Source organism: Saliniramus sp. (assembly GCF_035311605.1).
Classification (GTDB): domain Bacteria; phylum Pseudomonadota; class Alphaproteobacteria; order Rhizobiales; family Beijerinckiaceae; genus Saliniramus.
The window spans coordinates 1-15,713 of the sequence record NZ_DATGCW010000375.1 but is presented as its reverse complement, the minus strand read 5'-3'; the positions used below and the strand labels follow the sequence as shown (position 1 = coordinate 15,713).

Below are 15,713 nucleotides of genomic sequence, written 5' to 3'. Positions count from 1 at the left end.
TCAGGTCCCCTGCTTCGCGCAACCCCGCCGTATCAACAATGGTCACCGGCAGGCCGTCCAGGTCGCAGCGCACTTCGATCACGTCGCGCGTGGTGCCGGCAATCGGAGAGACGATGGCGACGTCGCGGCGCGCGAGCGCGTTCAGCAGTGTTGACTTGCCCGCATTGGGCGGGCCGGCAAGAACCACGTGGAACCCTTCACGCAACCGCTCGCCGCGCTTGGCATCGCGCAAATGCTCTTCGAGCGTTTGCAAGAGCTTCAGCGCTTTCGCTTGCGCTTCATTCTCCAGGCGGTCGGGAATATCCCCTTCATCAGCAAAATCGAGGGCACCTTCGAGCAGCGCCTGACATGCGATTGCTTCCTCGCGCCAGCGTTCCGCCTCGCCGCCGAGCCCACCTTCGAGCTGCCGCAAGGCCTGACGGCGCTGGAACTCGGTCTCCGCATCGATAAGATCGGCGAGCCCCTCGACCTCGGAGAGGTCCATGCGCCCGTTCAGGAAGGCGCGGCGGGTGAATTCGCCGGCCTCCGCTAGGCGGCATCCGGCAATCTGCGACAGAGCAGCGAGCACGGCCTGACGAACAGCAAGACCGCCATGAATATGCAGTTCCGCGACATCCTCACCCGTAAACGAAGTCGGGCCAGGGAAGAAGACGACCAGTGCCTGGTCGAGCGTCGCGCCGTCATCGGGATTGCGCAACTCGCGCAGCCGCATCATCCGCGCTGCCGGAACCTCACCGGCGATCACTTCAAGCACGACCTGCGTCTGCAATCCGGAAATCCGGATCACACAGATGCCGGCGCGCCCGAACCCGGAGGCTGGAGCGAAAATGGTGTCGTCGCCTGATACGGGTTCGGCCATGCGCGTTATCAGGGAGCATTCTCACACGGACCGCTGCTGCGGCCCGTCAGGTGTTCATCGAATCGAAGAAATCCGAATTGCTCTTGGTCGCACGAAGCTTGTCCAGGAGAAATTCCGCCGCATCGACCGTACCCATCGGATTGAGGATACGCCGCAGCACATACATTTTCTTGAGCACTTGCGGATCCACCAGCAGCTCTTCCTTGCGGGTGCCGGAGCGGGTGATGTCCAGAGCCGGGAAGACGCGCTTGTCGGAGACCTTGCGGTCGAGAATGATCTCGCTGTTGCCAGTACCCTTGAACTCCTCGAAGATCACCTCGTCCATGCGCGAACCGGTATCGATCAGCGCGGTCGCGATGATGGTCAGCGAGCCGCCTTCCTCGATATTGCGCGCGGCACCGAAGAAGCGCTTGGGGCGCTGCAGGGCATTGGCATCGACACCGCCGGTCAGCACCTTGACGGAGGAGGGAACCACGGTGTTGTAGGCGCGGCCCAGACGCGTGATGGAATCGAGCAGGATAACCACGTCACGGCCATGCTCGACGAGGCGCTTGGCCTTCTCGATCACCATCTCCGCCACCTGGACGTGACGTGTGGCCGGCTCGTCGAAGGTCGAGGCGATCACCTCACCCTTCACCGAGCGTTCCATATCGGTGACTTCCTCGGGACGCTCGTCGATCAGAAGCACGATCAGATAGCATTCGGGGTGATTGCTGGTGATCGATTGCGCGACATTCTGCAAGAGCACGGTCTTGCCGGTACGCGGCGGCGCGACGATCAGGCCGCGCTGACCCTTGCCGATCGGCGAAACGATATCGATGATGCGCGCAGAGTAGTCCTTGCGCGTGGGATCCTCGATCTCGAGCTTGAGGCGCTCATCGGGATAGAGCGGCGTGAGATTGTCAAAATGGACCTTGTGGCGGACCTTGTCCGGATCCTCGAAATTGACGGTGCTGACCTTGAGCAGCGCGAAATAGCGCTCGCCCTCCTTCGGACCTCGGATCGGCCCCTCGACCGTATCGCCCGTGCGCAAACCGAAACGGCGGATCTGCGAGGGGGAGATGTAGATGTCATCCGGGCCGGGCAGGTAATTCGATTCGGCAGAGCGCAGAAAACCGAAGCCGTCCTGAAGCACTTCGACGACACCCTCGCCGATGATCTCGACGTCGCGGGTGGCAAGTTGCTTGAGGATGGCGAACATCAGCTCCTGACGGCGCATGGTGCTCGCATTCTCGACTTCGAGCTCTTCTGCGAAGGATGTCAGCTCGGTCGCGGATTTGATCTTCAAATCCTGTAGTTTGATTTCCCTCATCGGGGAACACTCTCGATCAGTTTGGAGAAAAGCTGTAACGGTGGGGAACCGTCCGACATTCTGCCTTGCGGGGGAATTTTTCGCCGGGTCCAGGACCTGCCGCTATGGGCGGGTTCCATCAAGGCGAGGCAACGCAACCTGTCTATCAGGGAAGATTGGCGATGCTTAAACCCTTTTGGCGCAGATCACAAGAAAAAATCACACGCGGCCGTCAACGGCTCAGCCGAAAGGCTTCATCACAACGAAGAAGACGATCCCGATCATCAAAACGGTCGGCACTTCGTTGATGATGCGGTACCAGCGGCCCGGGCGGGTATTGGCGTCGCGGGCGAAGATTTTCACCACCCGCGCCAGATAGACATGGCTCGCCAGCAGAAGCACGACAAGCAGCGTCTTTGCATGCAGCCAGCCGGAAGACCACCAGCCGGCCATGAAGCCCAGCCACAACCCGGTGATCACGCTGACGATCATGGCCGGCGTGGTGATGGCCTTCATCAGCCGCCGTTCCATCACCTTGAAGGTCTCGGATTGGCGCGACCCGATTTCCGCATCGACATGGTAGACGAAAAGACGTGGCAGATAGAGCAGGCCAGCCATCCAGGAAATGATGGCGAGGATATGGACGAATTTCAGCCACAGATAAGGATCACTCATCGCCGTTACCTGATCCTCAGCCTTGCGCCGCACGCACGCGCGCGATCATCTGCGCGACGTGTTCCACAGGCGTCTGCGGCACGATACCATGGCCGAGATTGAAGATATGCGGGCGCCCGCGCGCAGCGGCAAGCACTGCATCCACCCCCTCATCCAGGGCCTTGCCGCCAGCCACCAGCGCCAGCGGATCGAGATTGCCCTGGGTCGGGAGCGTCACCGGCAGCGTTGGCAGCACCCGGGTCAGATCCAGCGACCAGTCCAGCGCGATGGCATCGGCAAAGCCCGCTTCCACGAGTTTGGCGAGATTGGGCCCGCCTCCGCGCAGGAAAACGATGACCCGTGCCTGCGGACGCCGGGCCTTCAGCCCCTCAACGATCCGGCGCATGGGCATGAGCGAAAGCGGCTCCAGAAGCGGCGCCGAGAGCGCGGCACCGAAACTCTCGAAGAGCTGGATCGCATCGGCCCCGGCATCGACCTGGGCGGTCAGATAATCGATCGAGGTCTCGACCAGCATGTCGATCAGTGCAGCCATGAATTCCGGATCGCGATAGGCGGCGATGCGCGCCGGCGCCTGATCCGGGGTGCTCTTGCCCGCAATCATGTAGCTCGCCACGGTCCAGGGTGCTCCGCAGAAACCGAGTAGCGTTGTCTCGGCCGGCAATTCCCGGCGCAGCCGCCGCAGGGTCTCGAAGACCGGCGCGAGATGCTCGGCCGGGTCACGCTGGCGCAGCTTCGCAAGATCTTCGCGCGTCGTCACCGGATCGAGACGTGGCCCCTCACCCTCGGCGAACCAGAGATTCTGGCCGAGCGCATGCGGCACGACGAGGATGTCGGAAAACATGATCGCTGCATCGAACCCGTAGCGCCGGATCGGCTGGAGCGTCACCTCAACGGCAAAATCCGGATTGTAGCACATGTCGAGAAAGCCGCCGGCCTCCGCACGCTTGGCACGGTATTCCGGCAGATAGCGCCCGGCCTGGCGCATCACCCAGATCGGTGGCGGCCAGATTGCTTCGCCATCGAGAACCCGCATGATCGCCCGGCTTTGCGTCGTCTCGCTCAACAGCGTCACTCCCTCGCGATGCGTCGCCAAGCGACGCTTGTCATTCATCTTCGATAAGACCCGAAGGCGTTGCGATCAACGCCTTGATCCGGAATCAAAAAAACAAATTTGAATATGGAATCTTTATTGGTTTTTCCTTGGCAGGCCGATTCCGCCCACACAAAACCGTCCACAGCTCGTCCACAGCTGGATGGGAAGGGTTGTGGAGGATCGAAAGTGGCGGAATTCGTTAAGGATTGATTAACGAATCCATTCCTTAACAAAGCGTTAACGCGTCAATCCGCCACCCGTATCAGCCCGGGTCGAATCACGATTCGCCCGATTCCCCCATCCGGGTCGATTCCGGCTTCCACGGAGTCGCGATTGTTGATGATCATCCCCGACTCGCGCAGCCTGCCGGGGAGCGACCTCTCCCTCTCCGAATCCATCCACAGGACGCGCGGTGCTTGCGGGAAAACCCGGCTCGTGGAATGCATGATCAGGTGATTCGCGCCTTGCGGCAGCGATCGCGACGGGCGGGTACATGCATGCGGGGGCGAAAAATGGGACGCAGCTTCTTTCACCTTCATCTCGTTTCCGACTCGACCGGCGAGACCCTGATCACGGTTGCCCGTGCCGCGACGGCGCAATATGAAGGCGTTTCCGCGATCGAGCATGTCTATCCGCTGGTGCGCTCACCGCAGCAGCTCGACCGTGTCATCGCGGAGATCGAGGCGGCGCCGGGGATCGTGCTCTATACGCTGGTGGAAAGCGAGCTCTCGGAGCGGCTCGAAGCGGCCTGCCGCGACACCGGCTCGCCGTGCCTGGCGGTGCTCTCACCCGTGCACAGCCTGTTCAAGGCCTATCTCGGCGCCGATTCGACGGCCCGGCCCGGGGCCCAACACATGCTCAATGCGGATTACTTCAAGCGTATCGATGCGATGAATTTCACGCTGATGCATGATGACGGGCAATTGCCCGACGATATCGAGGAGGCGGATGTGCTGCTCTTCGGCGTCAGCCGCACCTCGAAGACGCCGACGGCCATCTATCTCGCCAATCGTGGGCTAAAGACCGCGAATATCCCGCTGGTGCCGGGCATACCCCTGCCGCCTCATGTCGAGACTGCGAAGAAGCCGCTGATGATCGGGCTGATCGCCTCGCCGGAGCGCATCGTTCAGATCCGTGAGAACCGCATCCTCAGCCTGCATGCCTCCGAGAAGACGGATTACACCGATCGTGCGGCGGTGGCCGAGGAGATCGCCTTTTCAAAACGTCTTTTCACACGCAATCGCTGGCCGATGATCGATGTGACGCGCCGCTCCATCGAGGAGACGGCAGCTGCGATCATCGATCACTACCGCGCCCACAAGATGAAATTCATCGCGACCTGAAGGGATCGCTTCAGGCCGACTGCCGGGCCGCGCGACGCACGCCGGCGGCGAGATCGCGCACCAGTGCCTCGACGGCCGGAATGCTCTGCGCAGTGGCGCGGCCCTGCGCGTCATAGGTCGCCTTGAGCGCCGCGATCAGGGCGGAGCCCACCACGACGCCGTCAGCCCCGCGCGCGATCGATTCGGCGTGATCGCCATTCTTGACGCCGAAACCGACCACGACCGGCAGATCGGTATGGCGCTTGATTCGCCCCACCGCGCCGGAAACCTTGTCGAAATCAGGTGTCGCCGCGCCGGTAATGCCGGTGATCGAGACGTAATAGACAAAGCCGCCGGTATGTTTGAGCACGGCTGGCAGGCGCTTGTCATCGGTGGTGGGGGTGGCCAGCCGGATGAAGGCGAGCCCGGCTTCAAGCGCCGGGATGCACAATTCGCCGTCTTCTTCCGGCGGCAGATCGACGATGATCAGCCCGTCGACGCCGGCAGCTTTTGCGTCATCGATGAAGCGCGTGACGCCGTATTGCTCGACCGGGTTGAAATAGCCCATCAGGATGACCGGCGTTTCGGCATCCTCCTCGCGGAAGCGGCGCACGAGATCGAGTGTCTTCACCGTATCCTGGCCGGCTTTCAGTGCCCGCAGGCCCGAAGCCTGGATCGCCGGCCCGTCGGCCATGGGATCGGTGAAGGGCATGCCGAACTCGACGATATCCGCTCCGGCCCTCGGCAGGGCCCGCATCACCGCGAGTGAGGTTTCGGGATCGGGGTCGCCGGCCATGACATAGGTCACGAGCGCCGCGCGCCCCTCGGCGCGGCATTGCGCGAAACGGTTTTCGATGCGGCTGCTCACAAGCCTTCCCCCAGATGCTCGGCCACGGTGAAGATGTCCTTGTCGCCGCGCCCACAAAGATTAATGATCATCAGATGGTCCTGCGGTTTGTCCATGGCGATTTCGCCGGCTTTGGCGATGGCGTGGGAGGGCTCCAGCGCGGGGATGATGCCCTCGAGCTTCGACATCAGCTGGAAGGCGTCCAGCGCCTCCTTGTCGGTGGCGTGGATATATTTCACCCGCCCCGACTCGTGCAGCCAGGAATGCTCGGGGCCGATTCCGGGATAATCGAGGCCCGCCGAGATCGAATGTGCATCGGTGATCTGGCCGTCACCGTTCATCAGGAGGTAGGTGCGGTTGCCGTGCAGGACGCCGGGCTTGCCGCCGGAGAGCGAAGCGGCATGCTCGCCGCTCTCGACCCCGTGACCTGCAGCCTCGACGCCGTAGATCTCGACCGAGGCATCATCCAGGAAGGGATGGAACAGCCCGATGGCGTTCGAGCCGCCGCCGATCGCCGCGATCAGCGAATCCGGCAGGCGCCCCTCGGCTTCGAGCATCTGCGCCTTCGCCTCGGTGCCGATCACCGCCTGGAAATCGCGCACCATGGCGGGATAGGGATGCGGGCCCGCCACCGTGCCGATGCAGTAGAACGTCGTATCCACATTCGTGACCCAGTCGCGCAGGGCCTCGTTCATTGCGTCCTTGAGTGTCTTCGAGCCTGATTGCACCGGCACGACCTCGGCACCGAGCATGTTCATGCGAAACACGTTCGGACGCTGCCGCTCGACATCGACGGCGCCCATATAGACGACGCAATCGAGCCCGAAACGCGCACAGAGCGTCGCCGTCGCCACGCCGTGCTGGCCGGCGCCGGTTTCGGCGATGATCCGCTTCTTGCCCATGCGCATGGCCAGCAGGATCTGACCGAGGACATTGTTGACCTTGTGCGCACCGGTATGGTTGAGCTCGTCGCGCTTGAGATAGACCTTGGCGCCGCCGCTCTTGCCCGCTGCTTTCGCTTTCGCGCGCAGATGCTCGGTGAACCGCTCGGCATAATAGAGCGGGCTGGGCCGCCCGACATAATGCTTGAGATAGCCCTCCATCTCTTTTGCGAAGGCCGGGTCGGCTTTTGCCGCTTCATAGGCTTCCTGCAATTCGAGGATATTGGGCATCAACGTCTCTGCGACGAAACGGCCGCCGAAACGTCCGAAATGACCGGTCTCGTCCGGGCCGTTGCGGAAGGAATTGGGGGTCTGCGGTGCGTTCACGCCGATTTCGCCTTCTCGTTCGCCGACGGCGCCGCGCGCTGCCGGAAGGCCGCGCGGGCGGCCTCGATGAATTGTGTAATGCGTTGCGGGTCCTTCTCGCCGGGCGCGCGCTCCACGCCTGAGGAGACATCCACCGCATCCACCCCGGTCAGGGCGATCGCGTTGCCGACATTGGCCGGATTCAAGCCGCCTGACAACATCAGACCGGCCCTGTCGTCGAGCCCGGCGATCAGCCGCCAGTCGAAGGTGAGACCGTTGCCGCCGGGCAGGGCTTCCGGCGTCGCCGGTGGCTTGGCATCGACGAGGATGCGATCACAGCAGGCGCGGTAAGCGCCGATCTGCGCGAGATCCGTCGCATCGGCAATGCCGATTGCCTTCATCACCTTGACGCCGAAACGATGCCTGATCGCGGCGACCCGCTGCGGCGTCTCGCGCCCGTGCAACTGCAGGAACTCGGGATCGATGGCGGCGAGGATCGCCTCCAACGTAGCGTCATCGGGATCAACCGCGAGGGCGACCCGCAGCGCTTTCCCGGCTGCGCGTCGCGACAGCGGCCCTGCCATGTCGAGCGCGATATGGCGGGGACTTTTGGGAAACTGCACGAAGCCGACCATATCCGTACCGGCATCGAGCGCGGCATCAAGCGCCGGCGCATCACGTAAACCGCAGATCTTGATCTCACTGTTCATCGCGCCCCGCCTTCGCTTGGTCGGATACCGCTTTTGCCGCCGCAGCAAAAGTATCTATCGCCATCCGATAGCGACCACTGCCCGGTATATGTGAAATCCGGGACCGAAGGAAAGCCGTCAGCCGACACTTCGCGCTTCCCTGCGGCGTTTTTCCGCCATGCCCGGCACAGATACGGCCTTCGCTTTCATCTGTCCCTCACCTATTTGTAGACTATCATGCCGCTGATCCTGATCACCATCGCCGCCCTCTTCCTCGCGCTCGTCTTCCTGCCGCAATGGTGGGTCCGCGCCTCGATGCGCAAGCATGCCGCCGAACGTGAGGATTTTCCCGGGACAGGGGGCGAGCTTGCCCGGCATCTGCTTGATCTCGCCGGTTTGCGGGACGTGCGCGTCGAACTCGCCCAGCCGGGGGCCGATCATTACGATCCGATCGAGCGCGTGGTGCGGCTTTCGCCGGATAATTATGACGGTCGTTCGGTGACTGCGGTGGCCGTCGCTGCGCATGAATCCTCCCACGCGATGCAGCATGCCGACGGCAATACGCTCCTGACCACACGCGTGCGGCTCGCCGGTTCGGTCCGCGCCATTGAAGTCGCCGCCGCGATCATTCTCGCGCTCGCACCAATCGTGGCGATTCTGGTGAAATCACCCGTTCTCATCCTCCTGCAGATCGGTGTCGTGGTGGCGCTGCTCGGCTCGCGGGTGCTGATCCATATCCTCACCCTTCCCGTGGAGATGGATGCAAGCTTCAACCGCGCGCTGCCCATCCTGGAAAAGGGCGGCTATCTGAAGCAGCGCGACCTCCCCGGAGCGCGCTCCGTTTTGCGCGCTGCGGCTTACACCTATATCGCTTCGGCCCTGGTTGCGCTTCTCGATGTGGCACGGCTGCTGCGGGTTCTGCGCTTCTGAGCGGATCCCTGCAGCCGTCGACGCGGAAAGCCTTTGAAATCGGGGCGTTTTCCTGTATCCACGGGGCGTTCCCGTGAGCCAGAGCAGGACAGAGCGGAGCTCGACCATGGATTATGACGTCATCGTCGTGGGGGGTGGCCATGCCGGCACGGAAGCGGCGGCTTCTGCCGCCCGGCTCGGCGCCCGCACCGCGCTCGTCACCCATCGCCGCGACACGATCGGGGCGATGTCGTGCAATCCGGCGATCGGTGGTCTCGGCAAGGGGCATCTCGTGCGCGAGATCGACGCGCTGGACGGGCTGATGGGGCGGATCGCCGATCAGGCGGGGATCCAGTTCCGCCTGCTCAACCGCCGCAAGGGTCCGGCGGTGCGCGGGCCGCGCAGCCAGGCCGATCGCAAGCTCTATGCCCGCGCCATGCAGGCGGAGATCACCGCGATTCCGGGCCTGACCGTGATTGAAGGCGAGGCCGACGATATCGATGTCCGGGATGGTCGCGTAGCAGCCCTCAAGCTCGCTGACGGGAGGATCCTGCCGACCGGTGCCGTGGTGATCACCACCGGGACCTTCCTGCGCGGGCTGATCCATATCGGTGAGCGCAAGATTCCCGCCGGTCGTGCCGGCGAGGCGCCGGCAATGGGTCTGTCTGCCACGCTGGACCGGTTCGGCTTCGATCTGGGGCGTCTCAAGACAGGGACCCCGCCGCGTCTCGACGGGCGCAGTATTGATTGGGCCGGCGTCGATATCCAGGAGGCCGATAACGATCCGGTGCCGTTTTCGGATCTCACCGAGCGGATCACCACGCCACAGGTCTCCTGCGGCATCACCCGCACGACCGGGAAGGCGCATGACCTGATCCGCGCCAATCTGCATCGCGCCCCGATGTATTCCGGCGACATTTCCGGAACGGGGCCGCGCTATTGCCCCTCGATCGAAGACAAGGTGGTGCGCTTCGCCGACCGCTCGGCGCATCAGATCTTCCTCGAACCGGAAGGGCTGGACGACACCACCGTCTATCCCAACGGGATTTCGACATCGCTTCCGGAAGAGGTGCAAGCGGGCATCCTGCAGGGGATTCCCGGTCTCGAACGCGCCGTGATGCTCAAGCCGGGCTATGCGATCGAATATGATTACGTCGACCCGCGCAATCTCGGGCCCACTCTGGAGAGCCGGGTTATCGCCGGGCTGTTCCTCGCTGGGCAGATCAACGGGACGACCGGCTATGAGGAAGCCGCAGCGCAGGGGCTGGTTGCCGGGCTCAACGCCGCGCGCCGTGCCGGTGGCAGCGCCGGGGTGATCTTTGATCGGGCCGAATCCTATATCGGGGTCCTGATCGACGATCTGGTGACGCGCGGCGTCAGCGAGCCCTATCGCATGTTCACCTCGCGCTCCGAATATCGTCTGAGCCTGCGCATCGACAATGCCGATGAGCGGCTGACTGCACGCGGCCTGGATATCGGCTGCGTCGGTGAGCGTCGCGCGGCGCATTTTCGTGCGCGGCAGGATGCCTTGGCCGGTGCCCGCGCACTTCTCGCCGCGCATAGTCTGACGCCGAACGAGGCGGCACGGGCCGGTTTGACGCTGAACCGCGACGGCGTGCGCCGGGATGCATTTCAGCTGCTGTCCTATCCGGATATCGACTGGGCGCGGCTTGCCGCGATCTGGCCAGCTCTGGCGGCGGTGACGGCATCTGTCGCGTCGAGGCTGGAAACGGATGCGACCTATGCGGTCTATCTCGATCGCCAGGCCGCCGATATCGCCGCGCATCGCCGTGACGAGGGGATTCTGCTCGCCGCTGATCTCGATTTCGACGGCCTGCCCGGTCTGTCGAACGAACTCCGGACGAAGCTGAAAGCGGTACGGCCGCATACGCTGGGGCAGGCGGCCAGGATGGAGGGGATGACGCCGGCGGCGATCACATTGCTCGCGGGCCATGCGCGCCGACAGCGGGTCGGGCAGGACGCTGCGGAATGAGCCGTTCAGCAGGGGCAATACCGTCAGTTCCGGATTCCATCGCCCGGGCTGTTTCACGTGAAACACTGGACGACCTCACCACGCTGGTCAGCGAATTGCAAAGCTGGCAGAACGCGAAAAATCTCGTCGGTGGCAAGACCCTCGATGACGTCTGGACGCGGCATATCGCTGATTCGATGCAATTGCGGGCCCTTGCCCCAGAGGCGCGGCGCTGGCTCGATCTCGGCTCCGGTGCTGGATTGCCGGGTCTCGTCATCGCCATCATGCTGAAACACGCGCCTCCGGCTTCGGGCGAATCACCATGCGTGGTGCACTGCGTGGAGAGCAATGCACGCAAATGCGCCTTCATCCGCCATGTTGCGCGGCTGACGGCCGCGCCGGTGCGGGTGCACAATGCGCGAATCGAAGATGTGATCGCCGGTTTCGCCGGGGCGGTCGATGTGGTGACGGCGCGCGCGCTCGCGCCACTGCCGAAATTGCTGGATTGGACATCTCCCCTGTTGAAAACTGGTGTGATCGGGTTGTTTCCCAAGGGTGACAGGGCCGAGATCGAATTGACGGAATCATCCAAATACTGGAGATTCAGCAATGAGATTTCGCCGAGCATCAGCGATCCGCGCGGGCGCATCCTGCGCATTACGGAGCTGAGCGCGGCCTGACAGGATCGGGATCCGCCACATGACCACCGATATTCTCGACCTTGAATTGCACGATGCCGCCAAGGAGGCATCAGACTTGGCACCGCCGGGCCGTACGGCGCGGCCGCGCATCCTCGCCCTGGCCAACCAGAAAGGCGGTGTCGGCAAGACCACGACAGCGATCAATCTCGGCACGGCTCTGGCCGCGATCGGCGAGAAGGTGCTGATTCTCGACCTCGACCCCCAGGGCAATGCGTCGACGGGTCTCGGCATCGAGCACAAGATGCGCCATGTCTCGACCTATCATGTGCTCTCGGGGGAGCAGGATCTGCGTCGTGCGGTGATGGATACGGCGGTTCCCGGGCTCCATGTCGCGCCCTCGACTCTTGATCTTCTCGGCCTCGAGCTTGAGATTTCGCAGGAACGCAACCGCGCGCATCGGCTGCGCCTTGCCATTGAAGGGCTTGCGCTCGGTGATCATCTGCGGGCGGAGCCGTTCACCTATATCCTGATCGATTGTCCGCCATCGCTGAACCTGCTCACCATCAACGCACTCGCCGCAGCCGATGCGGTCCTTGTCCCGCTGCAATGCGAATTTTTCGCGCTGGAGGGGCTGAGTCAGCTGATCCGGACGGTGGATCAGGTCAAGCATGCGATCAATCCCCGGCTGGAGATCCATGGCGTGGTGCTCACCATGTATGACCCGCGCAACAATCTTTCCGGCCAGGTGGTCTCGGATGTGCGCGAATTCATGGGTTCGAAGGTCTTCGAGACGATGATCCCGCGCAACGTCAGGGTCTCGGAGGCCCCGTCGCACGGCAAGCCGGTTCTGCTCTACGATCTCAAATGCGCCGGTTCGCAGGCCTATCTGCGGCTGGCATCGGAAGTGATACAGCGGGAGCGCGGCCTCAAGGCAGCGTAACCATTGTCGCGGAATGGGCAGATGCTGCCCGAAGTTTCGAGCCGCATCGCGGCGTGCTGATCGGCATATCTGCAACCGGCGCGATGGGCGGGTAGTCTGAGGAGAGGTTGGGTCATGGCGGAAGACGGTCAAAGAGCGCGCCTGGGGCGCGGCCTCGCAGCGCTGATCGGTGATGTGGGTGATGAGGAGAATGTGACGGACCGGGGTCGTGGCCAGAAGCGCGTTCCGGTCGAATTCCTTAAGCCCAACCCACGTAATCCACGCAAGAGCTTCTCGGATGATGACCTCGCAGACCTCGCGAATTCAATTCGCGAGCGTGGCGTTATTCAGCCTATCGTTGTGCGAGCTCTTCCGAATCTGGCCGATGCTTTCGAGATCATCGCTGGCGAGCGGCGTTGGCGCGCGGCGCAGCGCGCCGGCCTCCATGATGTGCCGATCGTTATCGTCGAAGCGGATGATCGCACCTCGCTGGAATTCGCCATTGTCGAGAACGTCCAGCGCGCCGACCTTAATCCGATCGAGGAAGCAGCGGGTTATCAGCGGCTTCTGGATGAATTCGCCTACTCGCAGACGGATCTCGCCACGGTGATCGGCAAGAGCCGCAGCCATGTCGCCAATACGCTGCGTCTGTTGAAGCTGCCGGATCCCGTCCGTGTGATGCTCGAAGACGGGGAGCTCAGTGCCGGTCATGGGCGGGCGCTTCTGGGTATCGACAATCCGGAATCCGTGGCGCGCCGGATCCGTGATCAGGGCATGAATGTTCGCGATGTCGAGCGTCTGGCCCAGGAAGGCGACGAGAACAGCCAGCGCCCGCGCAAGCGCAAGAGCGTCGAGAAGGATCCGGATACGCGTGCCCTGGAGCAGGCCCTCGAAGATGTGCTTGGCCTGTCGGTCAATATCGATCACAAGGGCAGCGGCGGTGAATTGCGCATCCGTTATGCGTCGCTCGACCAACTCGATCAGCTCTGCCGCCGACTGCGCGATTCCGCTCGCGCCACCACAGGGGTTTGAGGTCTCGATTCAGCGGCGTTTGCTGCGGGCCGCGCGCGCGATGTCGAGGATGGCTCGGGACGTCAGAACATCGGTCAGCTCCGCATTGCGCCGCGTTTCGAGAACGGCTCCCTGAAGCCGCTCGATCGCGGAGAGGAGCCTTTTCGGGCCCCAGATTTCCAGCTGTACCTTCGCCGCTGCCTTGCGCTTGAAGAACAAGCCACGCCAGTTCTCAACGGCGCGTCCCGGTTGATTACCATGCGCGACAGACTCGGCATGGGGGAGCAGTGCTACAGCGTGGCGATTCAGTGCGCCGAGGAGGACATGGGCGACGGCGCCCTCGGCGCGCAGGCGGCGAAACGTGCTGTCCGCCTCGCTCATGCGTCCGCAGAATGCGGCATCCACCAGCATATCCGTCTTCAGATCCGCGACATTGCTTGATACGGCTTGAATATCTTCGATCTCGAGCCGATCCTGCCCATAGGCGTAAAGCAGGATCTTCTCGATCTCGGCCCGAGTCGACAGCCGGTCGCCACCAAGCGAATCGACGAGCCATTGCCGCGTTTCACGTGAAACACTGATTCCCGCTTCACGAAAACTGCCATCGATCACCTGGCCGAGTTCGCGTGCATCATCCTGATAACAGGGTACGGCGAGTGCATTGCGCGCTTTCTCACAGAGGCTTCGCAGGGGCGCAGATTTCGCGAGGTCGCCGGCTTCGACGATGACGAGCGTGTCTCCAGCTTCTGCGGCAAGCGCGGCTTCGACGGCTGGCGCGAGATTCTTGCTACCGATGCGGATCCTGATCACGCGCCGGTCGCCGAACATCGTAATGGTCCCGACTTCATCAGCCAGGCGCCCGGGATCGCCGGCAATGACATCGCCATCCAGACGAACCATCTGGAACGGGTCCTGCGCATCAGATGCGGTCTTGTCAGCCAGATGTCGTCCGCGTTCACTCACCAGCCCCGAATCCGGCCCGTAGAGCAGGACGACCGAAACCTGTGCACTGAGATTGGCAAGAGTGCGTTCCGCGTCACTCGCTTTGACGGTTGCCATCAGCTGTCGTCAATGCGGCTCAACTGGTGCTGACCGGTGCGGAAATCGATCGCGACCTGTGTTGCGACCAGCCGCGCCAGCTGCCGAGCGAGACGCTGTTCGGCCTCGCGCCGCGCCCGCAATGCGGCGAAGCGCTGATCCGTGCGATCATAGCTGGCTTCGCCCCGTTGCGAACCGGTCAGCACGATGCTCTCGGTCTCCAGATCCTCGATCTGCCAGGCCACATTCGCGTTGATCGCCCCTGAAGCCGCACGTCCCGTGGCGGTGCTGATGATCGGCGAACTTCGCTGCGCGGCTACCACCGCAGTCAGCCGATAACGCTTCTCGAGGTCCTCGGTTCGCTCACCATCAAGGGCGAAGATCAGCTCGCTGCGCAATTCGTGCGCCATCGCTTCGTCCCCGCCGCTGACCCGCACGCTGCCGACGTCGATGCGCTTGAGCTCTTCCGCTACACCGCCCGGCAGGCTTGCCGTCGGCGCATAGACCGGCGTGAAGCAACCGGCGAGCCCCAATGCGACACCGCCGATCAGCAGATGCCGCCAGCGCTGGAACAGACCGGTAACCGGTCCGGAATGGCGGCGGATGTTTCTCTCAGACGACGACATTGACGATCCTCTGCGGCACGACGATCACCTTGCGTGCGGGCTTACCGTCCATGGCGCGCCTCACACCCTCAAGGGCCAGTACCGCTTCCTCAATACTCTTTGCATCTGCATCGCGCGCCACGGTGACGTCTCCGCGCTTCTTGCCGTTGACCTGAACGGGGAGCGTGATCGAACCTTCCACCAAAAGTGCGGCTTCGACAAGTGGCCAATTCTGTTCGGCGACGAGGCCCTCGCATCCCAGAGCCGTCCAGCATTCCTCTGCGAGATGCGGCATCATCGGGGCGATCAACTGGACGAGCACCTGCAGAGCTTCGCGTTGGGCGAATGCCATGTCCGGCGCGGTCTCGCCCTGCTTGGCTGCGACCGTAGCCGAAATCGCATTGGCCAGTTCGTAGATCTTGGCGACCGCGACGTTGAACCGCAGATTCTCGATCGCTTCGCCAACGGCTGCCAGCGTGCGATGTGTCGCCTTGCGCAGGGCCAGTGCATCCTGTGCGCAATCCGGCGGAGGCGTGGCGGGCGCAACCGTCGCGGCGGAATCGTTCACCAGCCGCCAGACCCGCTGCACGAAGCG

At 63.1% G+C, this 15,713-nt stretch carries 16 protein-coding genes; 6 read left to right on the top strand and 10 right to left on the bottom strand.

The annotated features are described in order from the left end of the window. The 4 genes from mnmE to hemE form a co-directional block, all read right to left on the bottom strand. Positions 1-859, bottom strand: an 859-nt coding sequence (gene mnmE, locus VKP01_RS16705) for a tRNA uridine-5-carboxymethylaminomethyl(34) synthesis GTPase MnmE (RefSeq protein ID WP_324414280.1), incomplete at its 3' end; no start/stop codon positions are given. Positions 860-905: 46 nt separating this feature from the next. Beyond that, positions 906-2,171: a transcription termination factor Rho gene (rho, locus tag VKP01_RS16700; RefSeq protein WP_324414278.1), complete on the bottom strand. Its 1,266-nt coding sequence runs from the start codon at positions 2,169-2,171 to the stop codon at positions 906-908. A 219-nt stretch (positions 2,172-2,390) separates the two neighbouring features. After that, the gene (gene hemJ / locus VKP01_RS16695; protein WP_324414276.1) at positions 2,391-2,825 is read right to left on the bottom strand and encodes a protoporphyrinogen oxidase HemJ; all 435 of its coding nucleotides are present in this window, start codon (positions 2,823-2,825) and stop codon (positions 2,391-2,393) included. Between the two features lie 16 nt (positions 2,826-2,841). Next, a complete protein-coding gene (gene hemE / locus VKP01_RS16690) occupies positions 2,842-3,858 on the bottom strand; it encodes a uroporphyrinogen decarboxylase (protein ID WP_324414282.1) in 1,017 nt (338 codons plus the stop codon). 572 nt (positions 3,859-4,430) lie between these two features. Here hemE and VKP01_RS16685 point away from each other — a divergent pair. Further along, the gene (locus VKP01_RS16685; RefSeq protein WP_324414275.1) at positions 4,431-5,261 is read left to right on the top strand and encodes a pyruvate, water dikinase regulatory protein; all 831 of its coding nucleotides are present in this window, start codon (positions 4,431-4,433) and stop codon (positions 5,259-5,261) included. A gap of 10 nt (positions 5,262-5,271) precedes the next feature. Here VKP01_RS16685 and trpA read toward each other — a convergent pair whose 3' ends face one another. The 3 genes from trpA to VKP01_RS16670 are packed head-to-tail and all read right to left on the bottom strand — an operon-like array spanning position 5,272 to position 8,044. Further along, a complete protein-coding gene (gene trpA / locus VKP01_RS16680; protein WP_324414274.1) occupies positions 5,272-6,108 on the bottom strand; it encodes a tryptophan synthase subunit alpha in 837 nt (278 codons plus the stop codon). Beyond that, positions 6,105-7,355: a tryptophan synthase subunit beta gene (gene trpB, locus VKP01_RS16675; protein ID WP_324414273.1), complete on the bottom strand. Its 1,251-nt coding sequence runs from the start codon at positions 7,353-7,355 to the stop codon at positions 6,105-6,107. Before trpB ends, trpA begins: the two co-directional genes overlap by 4 nt. Next, positions 7,352-8,044, bottom strand: coding sequence for a phosphoribosylanthranilate isomerase (locus VKP01_RS16670; protein ID WP_324414272.1), 693 nt, complete (start codon positions 8,042-8,044; stop codon positions 7,352-7,354). The genes trpB and VKP01_RS16670 overlap by 4 nt, the downstream gene beginning before the upstream one ends. Before the next feature lie 216 nt (positions 8,045-8,260). Here VKP01_RS16670 and VKP01_RS16665 point away from each other — a divergent pair, with 216 nt between their 5' ends. From VKP01_RS16665 to VKP01_RS16645, 5 genes are all read left to right on the top strand, one after another. Further along, a complete protein-coding gene (locus VKP01_RS16665; protein ID WP_324414271.1) occupies positions 8,261-8,953 on the top strand; it encodes a zinc metallopeptidase in 693 nt (230 codons plus the stop codon). Between the two features lie 106 nt (positions 8,954-9,059). Continuing rightward, the gene (gene mnmG / locus VKP01_RS16660; RefSeq protein ID WP_324414270.1) at positions 9,060-10,925 is read left to right on the top strand and encodes a tRNA uridine-5-carboxymethylaminomethyl(34) synthesis enzyme MnmG; all 1,866 of its coding nucleotides are present in this window, start codon (positions 9,060-9,062) and stop codon (positions 10,923-10,925) included. Next, a complete protein-coding gene (gene rsmG, locus VKP01_RS16655) occupies positions 10,922-11,584 on the top strand; it encodes a 16S rRNA (guanine(527)-N(7))-methyltransferase RsmG (RefSeq protein ID WP_324414269.1) in 663 nt (220 codons plus the stop codon). The genes mnmG and rsmG overlap by 4 nt, the downstream gene beginning before the upstream one ends. A 19-nt stretch (positions 11,585-11,603) precedes the next feature. After that, positions 11,604-12,485 (top strand): ParA family protein, encoded by an 882-nt coding sequence (locus VKP01_RS16650; RefSeq protein WP_324414268.1) that lies wholly within the window; start codon positions 11,604-11,606, stop codon positions 12,483-12,485. 114 nt (positions 12,486-12,599) lie between these two features. Next, positions 12,600-13,496 (top strand): ParB/RepB/Spo0J family partition protein, encoded by an 897-nt coding sequence (locus VKP01_RS16645; protein WP_324414267.1) that lies wholly within the window; start codon positions 12,600-12,602, stop codon positions 13,494-13,496. Positions 13,497-13,505: 9 nt separating this feature from the next. On the opposite strand, the gene holA is transcribed toward VKP01_RS16645, so the two are convergent. The 3 genes from holA to VKP01_RS16630 form a co-directional block, all read right to left on the bottom strand. Continuing rightward, complete coding sequence (holA, locus tag VKP01_RS16640; RefSeq protein ID WP_324414266.1) at positions 13,506-14,534, bottom strand: DNA polymerase III subunit delta; 1,029 nt, start codon at positions 14,532-14,534, stop codon at positions 13,506-13,508. Beyond that, on the bottom strand, positions 14,534-15,139 hold the full coding sequence (gene lptE, locus VKP01_RS16635; RefSeq protein WP_324414265.1) for an LPS assembly lipoprotein LptE: 606 nt from the start codon (positions 15,137-15,139) through the stop codon (positions 14,534-14,536). The genes holA and lptE overlap by 1 nt, the downstream gene beginning before the upstream one ends. After that, a partial coding sequence (locus tag VKP01_RS16630; protein ID WP_324414264.1) for a class I tRNA ligase family protein occupies positions 15,126-15,713 on the bottom strand: 588 nt, incomplete at its 5' end. The genes lptE and VKP01_RS16630, both read right to left, overlap by 14 nt.

What these genes read in the sequence shown, in the direction of transcription:
- VKP01_RS16665 (WP_324414271.1), top strand. Translation starts at nt 8,261, where the DNA reads ATGCCGCTGATCCTGATCACCATCGCCGCCCTCTTCCTCGCGCTCGTC.
- hemJ (WP_324414276.1), bottom strand. Translation starts at nt 2,825, where the DNA reads ATGAGTGATCCTTATCTGTGGCTGAAATTCGTCCATATCCTCGCCATC.
- lptE (WP_324414265.1), bottom strand. Translation starts at nt 15,139, where the DNA reads ATGTCGTCGTCTGAGAGAAACATCCGCCGCCATTCCGGACCGGTTACC.
- VKP01_RS16670 (WP_324414272.1), bottom strand. Translation starts at nt 8,044, where the DNA reads ATGAACAGTGAGATCAAGATCTGCGGTTTACGTGATGCGCCGGCGCTT.
- rho (WP_324414278.1), bottom strand. Translation starts at nt 2,171, where the DNA reads ATGAGGGAAATCAAACTACAGGATTTGAAGATCAAATCCGCGACCGAG.
- VKP01_RS16650 (WP_324414268.1), top strand. Translation starts at nt 11,604, where the DNA reads ATGACCACCGATATTCTCGACCTTGAATTGCACGATGCCGCCAAGGAG.
- holA (WP_324414266.1), bottom strand. Translation starts at nt 14,534, where the DNA reads ATGGCAACCGTCAAAGCGAGTGACGCGGAACGCACTCTTGCCAATCTC.
- VKP01_RS16685 (WP_324414275.1), top strand. Translation starts at nt 4,431, where the DNA reads ATGGGACGCAGCTTCTTTCACCTTCATCTCGTTTCCGACTCGACCGGC.
- hemE (WP_324414282.1), bottom strand. Translation starts at nt 3,858, where the DNA reads ATGCGGGTTCTCGATGGCGAAGCAATCTGGCCGCCACCGATCTGGGTG.
- mnmG (WP_324414270.1), top strand. Translation starts at nt 9,060, where the DNA reads ATGGATTATGACGTCATCGTCGTGGGGGGTGGCCATGCCGGCACGGAA.
- rsmG (WP_324414269.1), top strand. Translation starts at nt 10,922, where the DNA reads ATGAGCCGTTCAGCAGGGGCAATACCGTCAGTTCCGGATTCCATCGCC.
- VKP01_RS16645 (WP_324414267.1), top strand. Translation starts at nt 12,600, where the DNA reads ATGGCGGAAGACGGTCAAAGAGCGCGCCTGGGGCGCGGCCTCGCAGCG.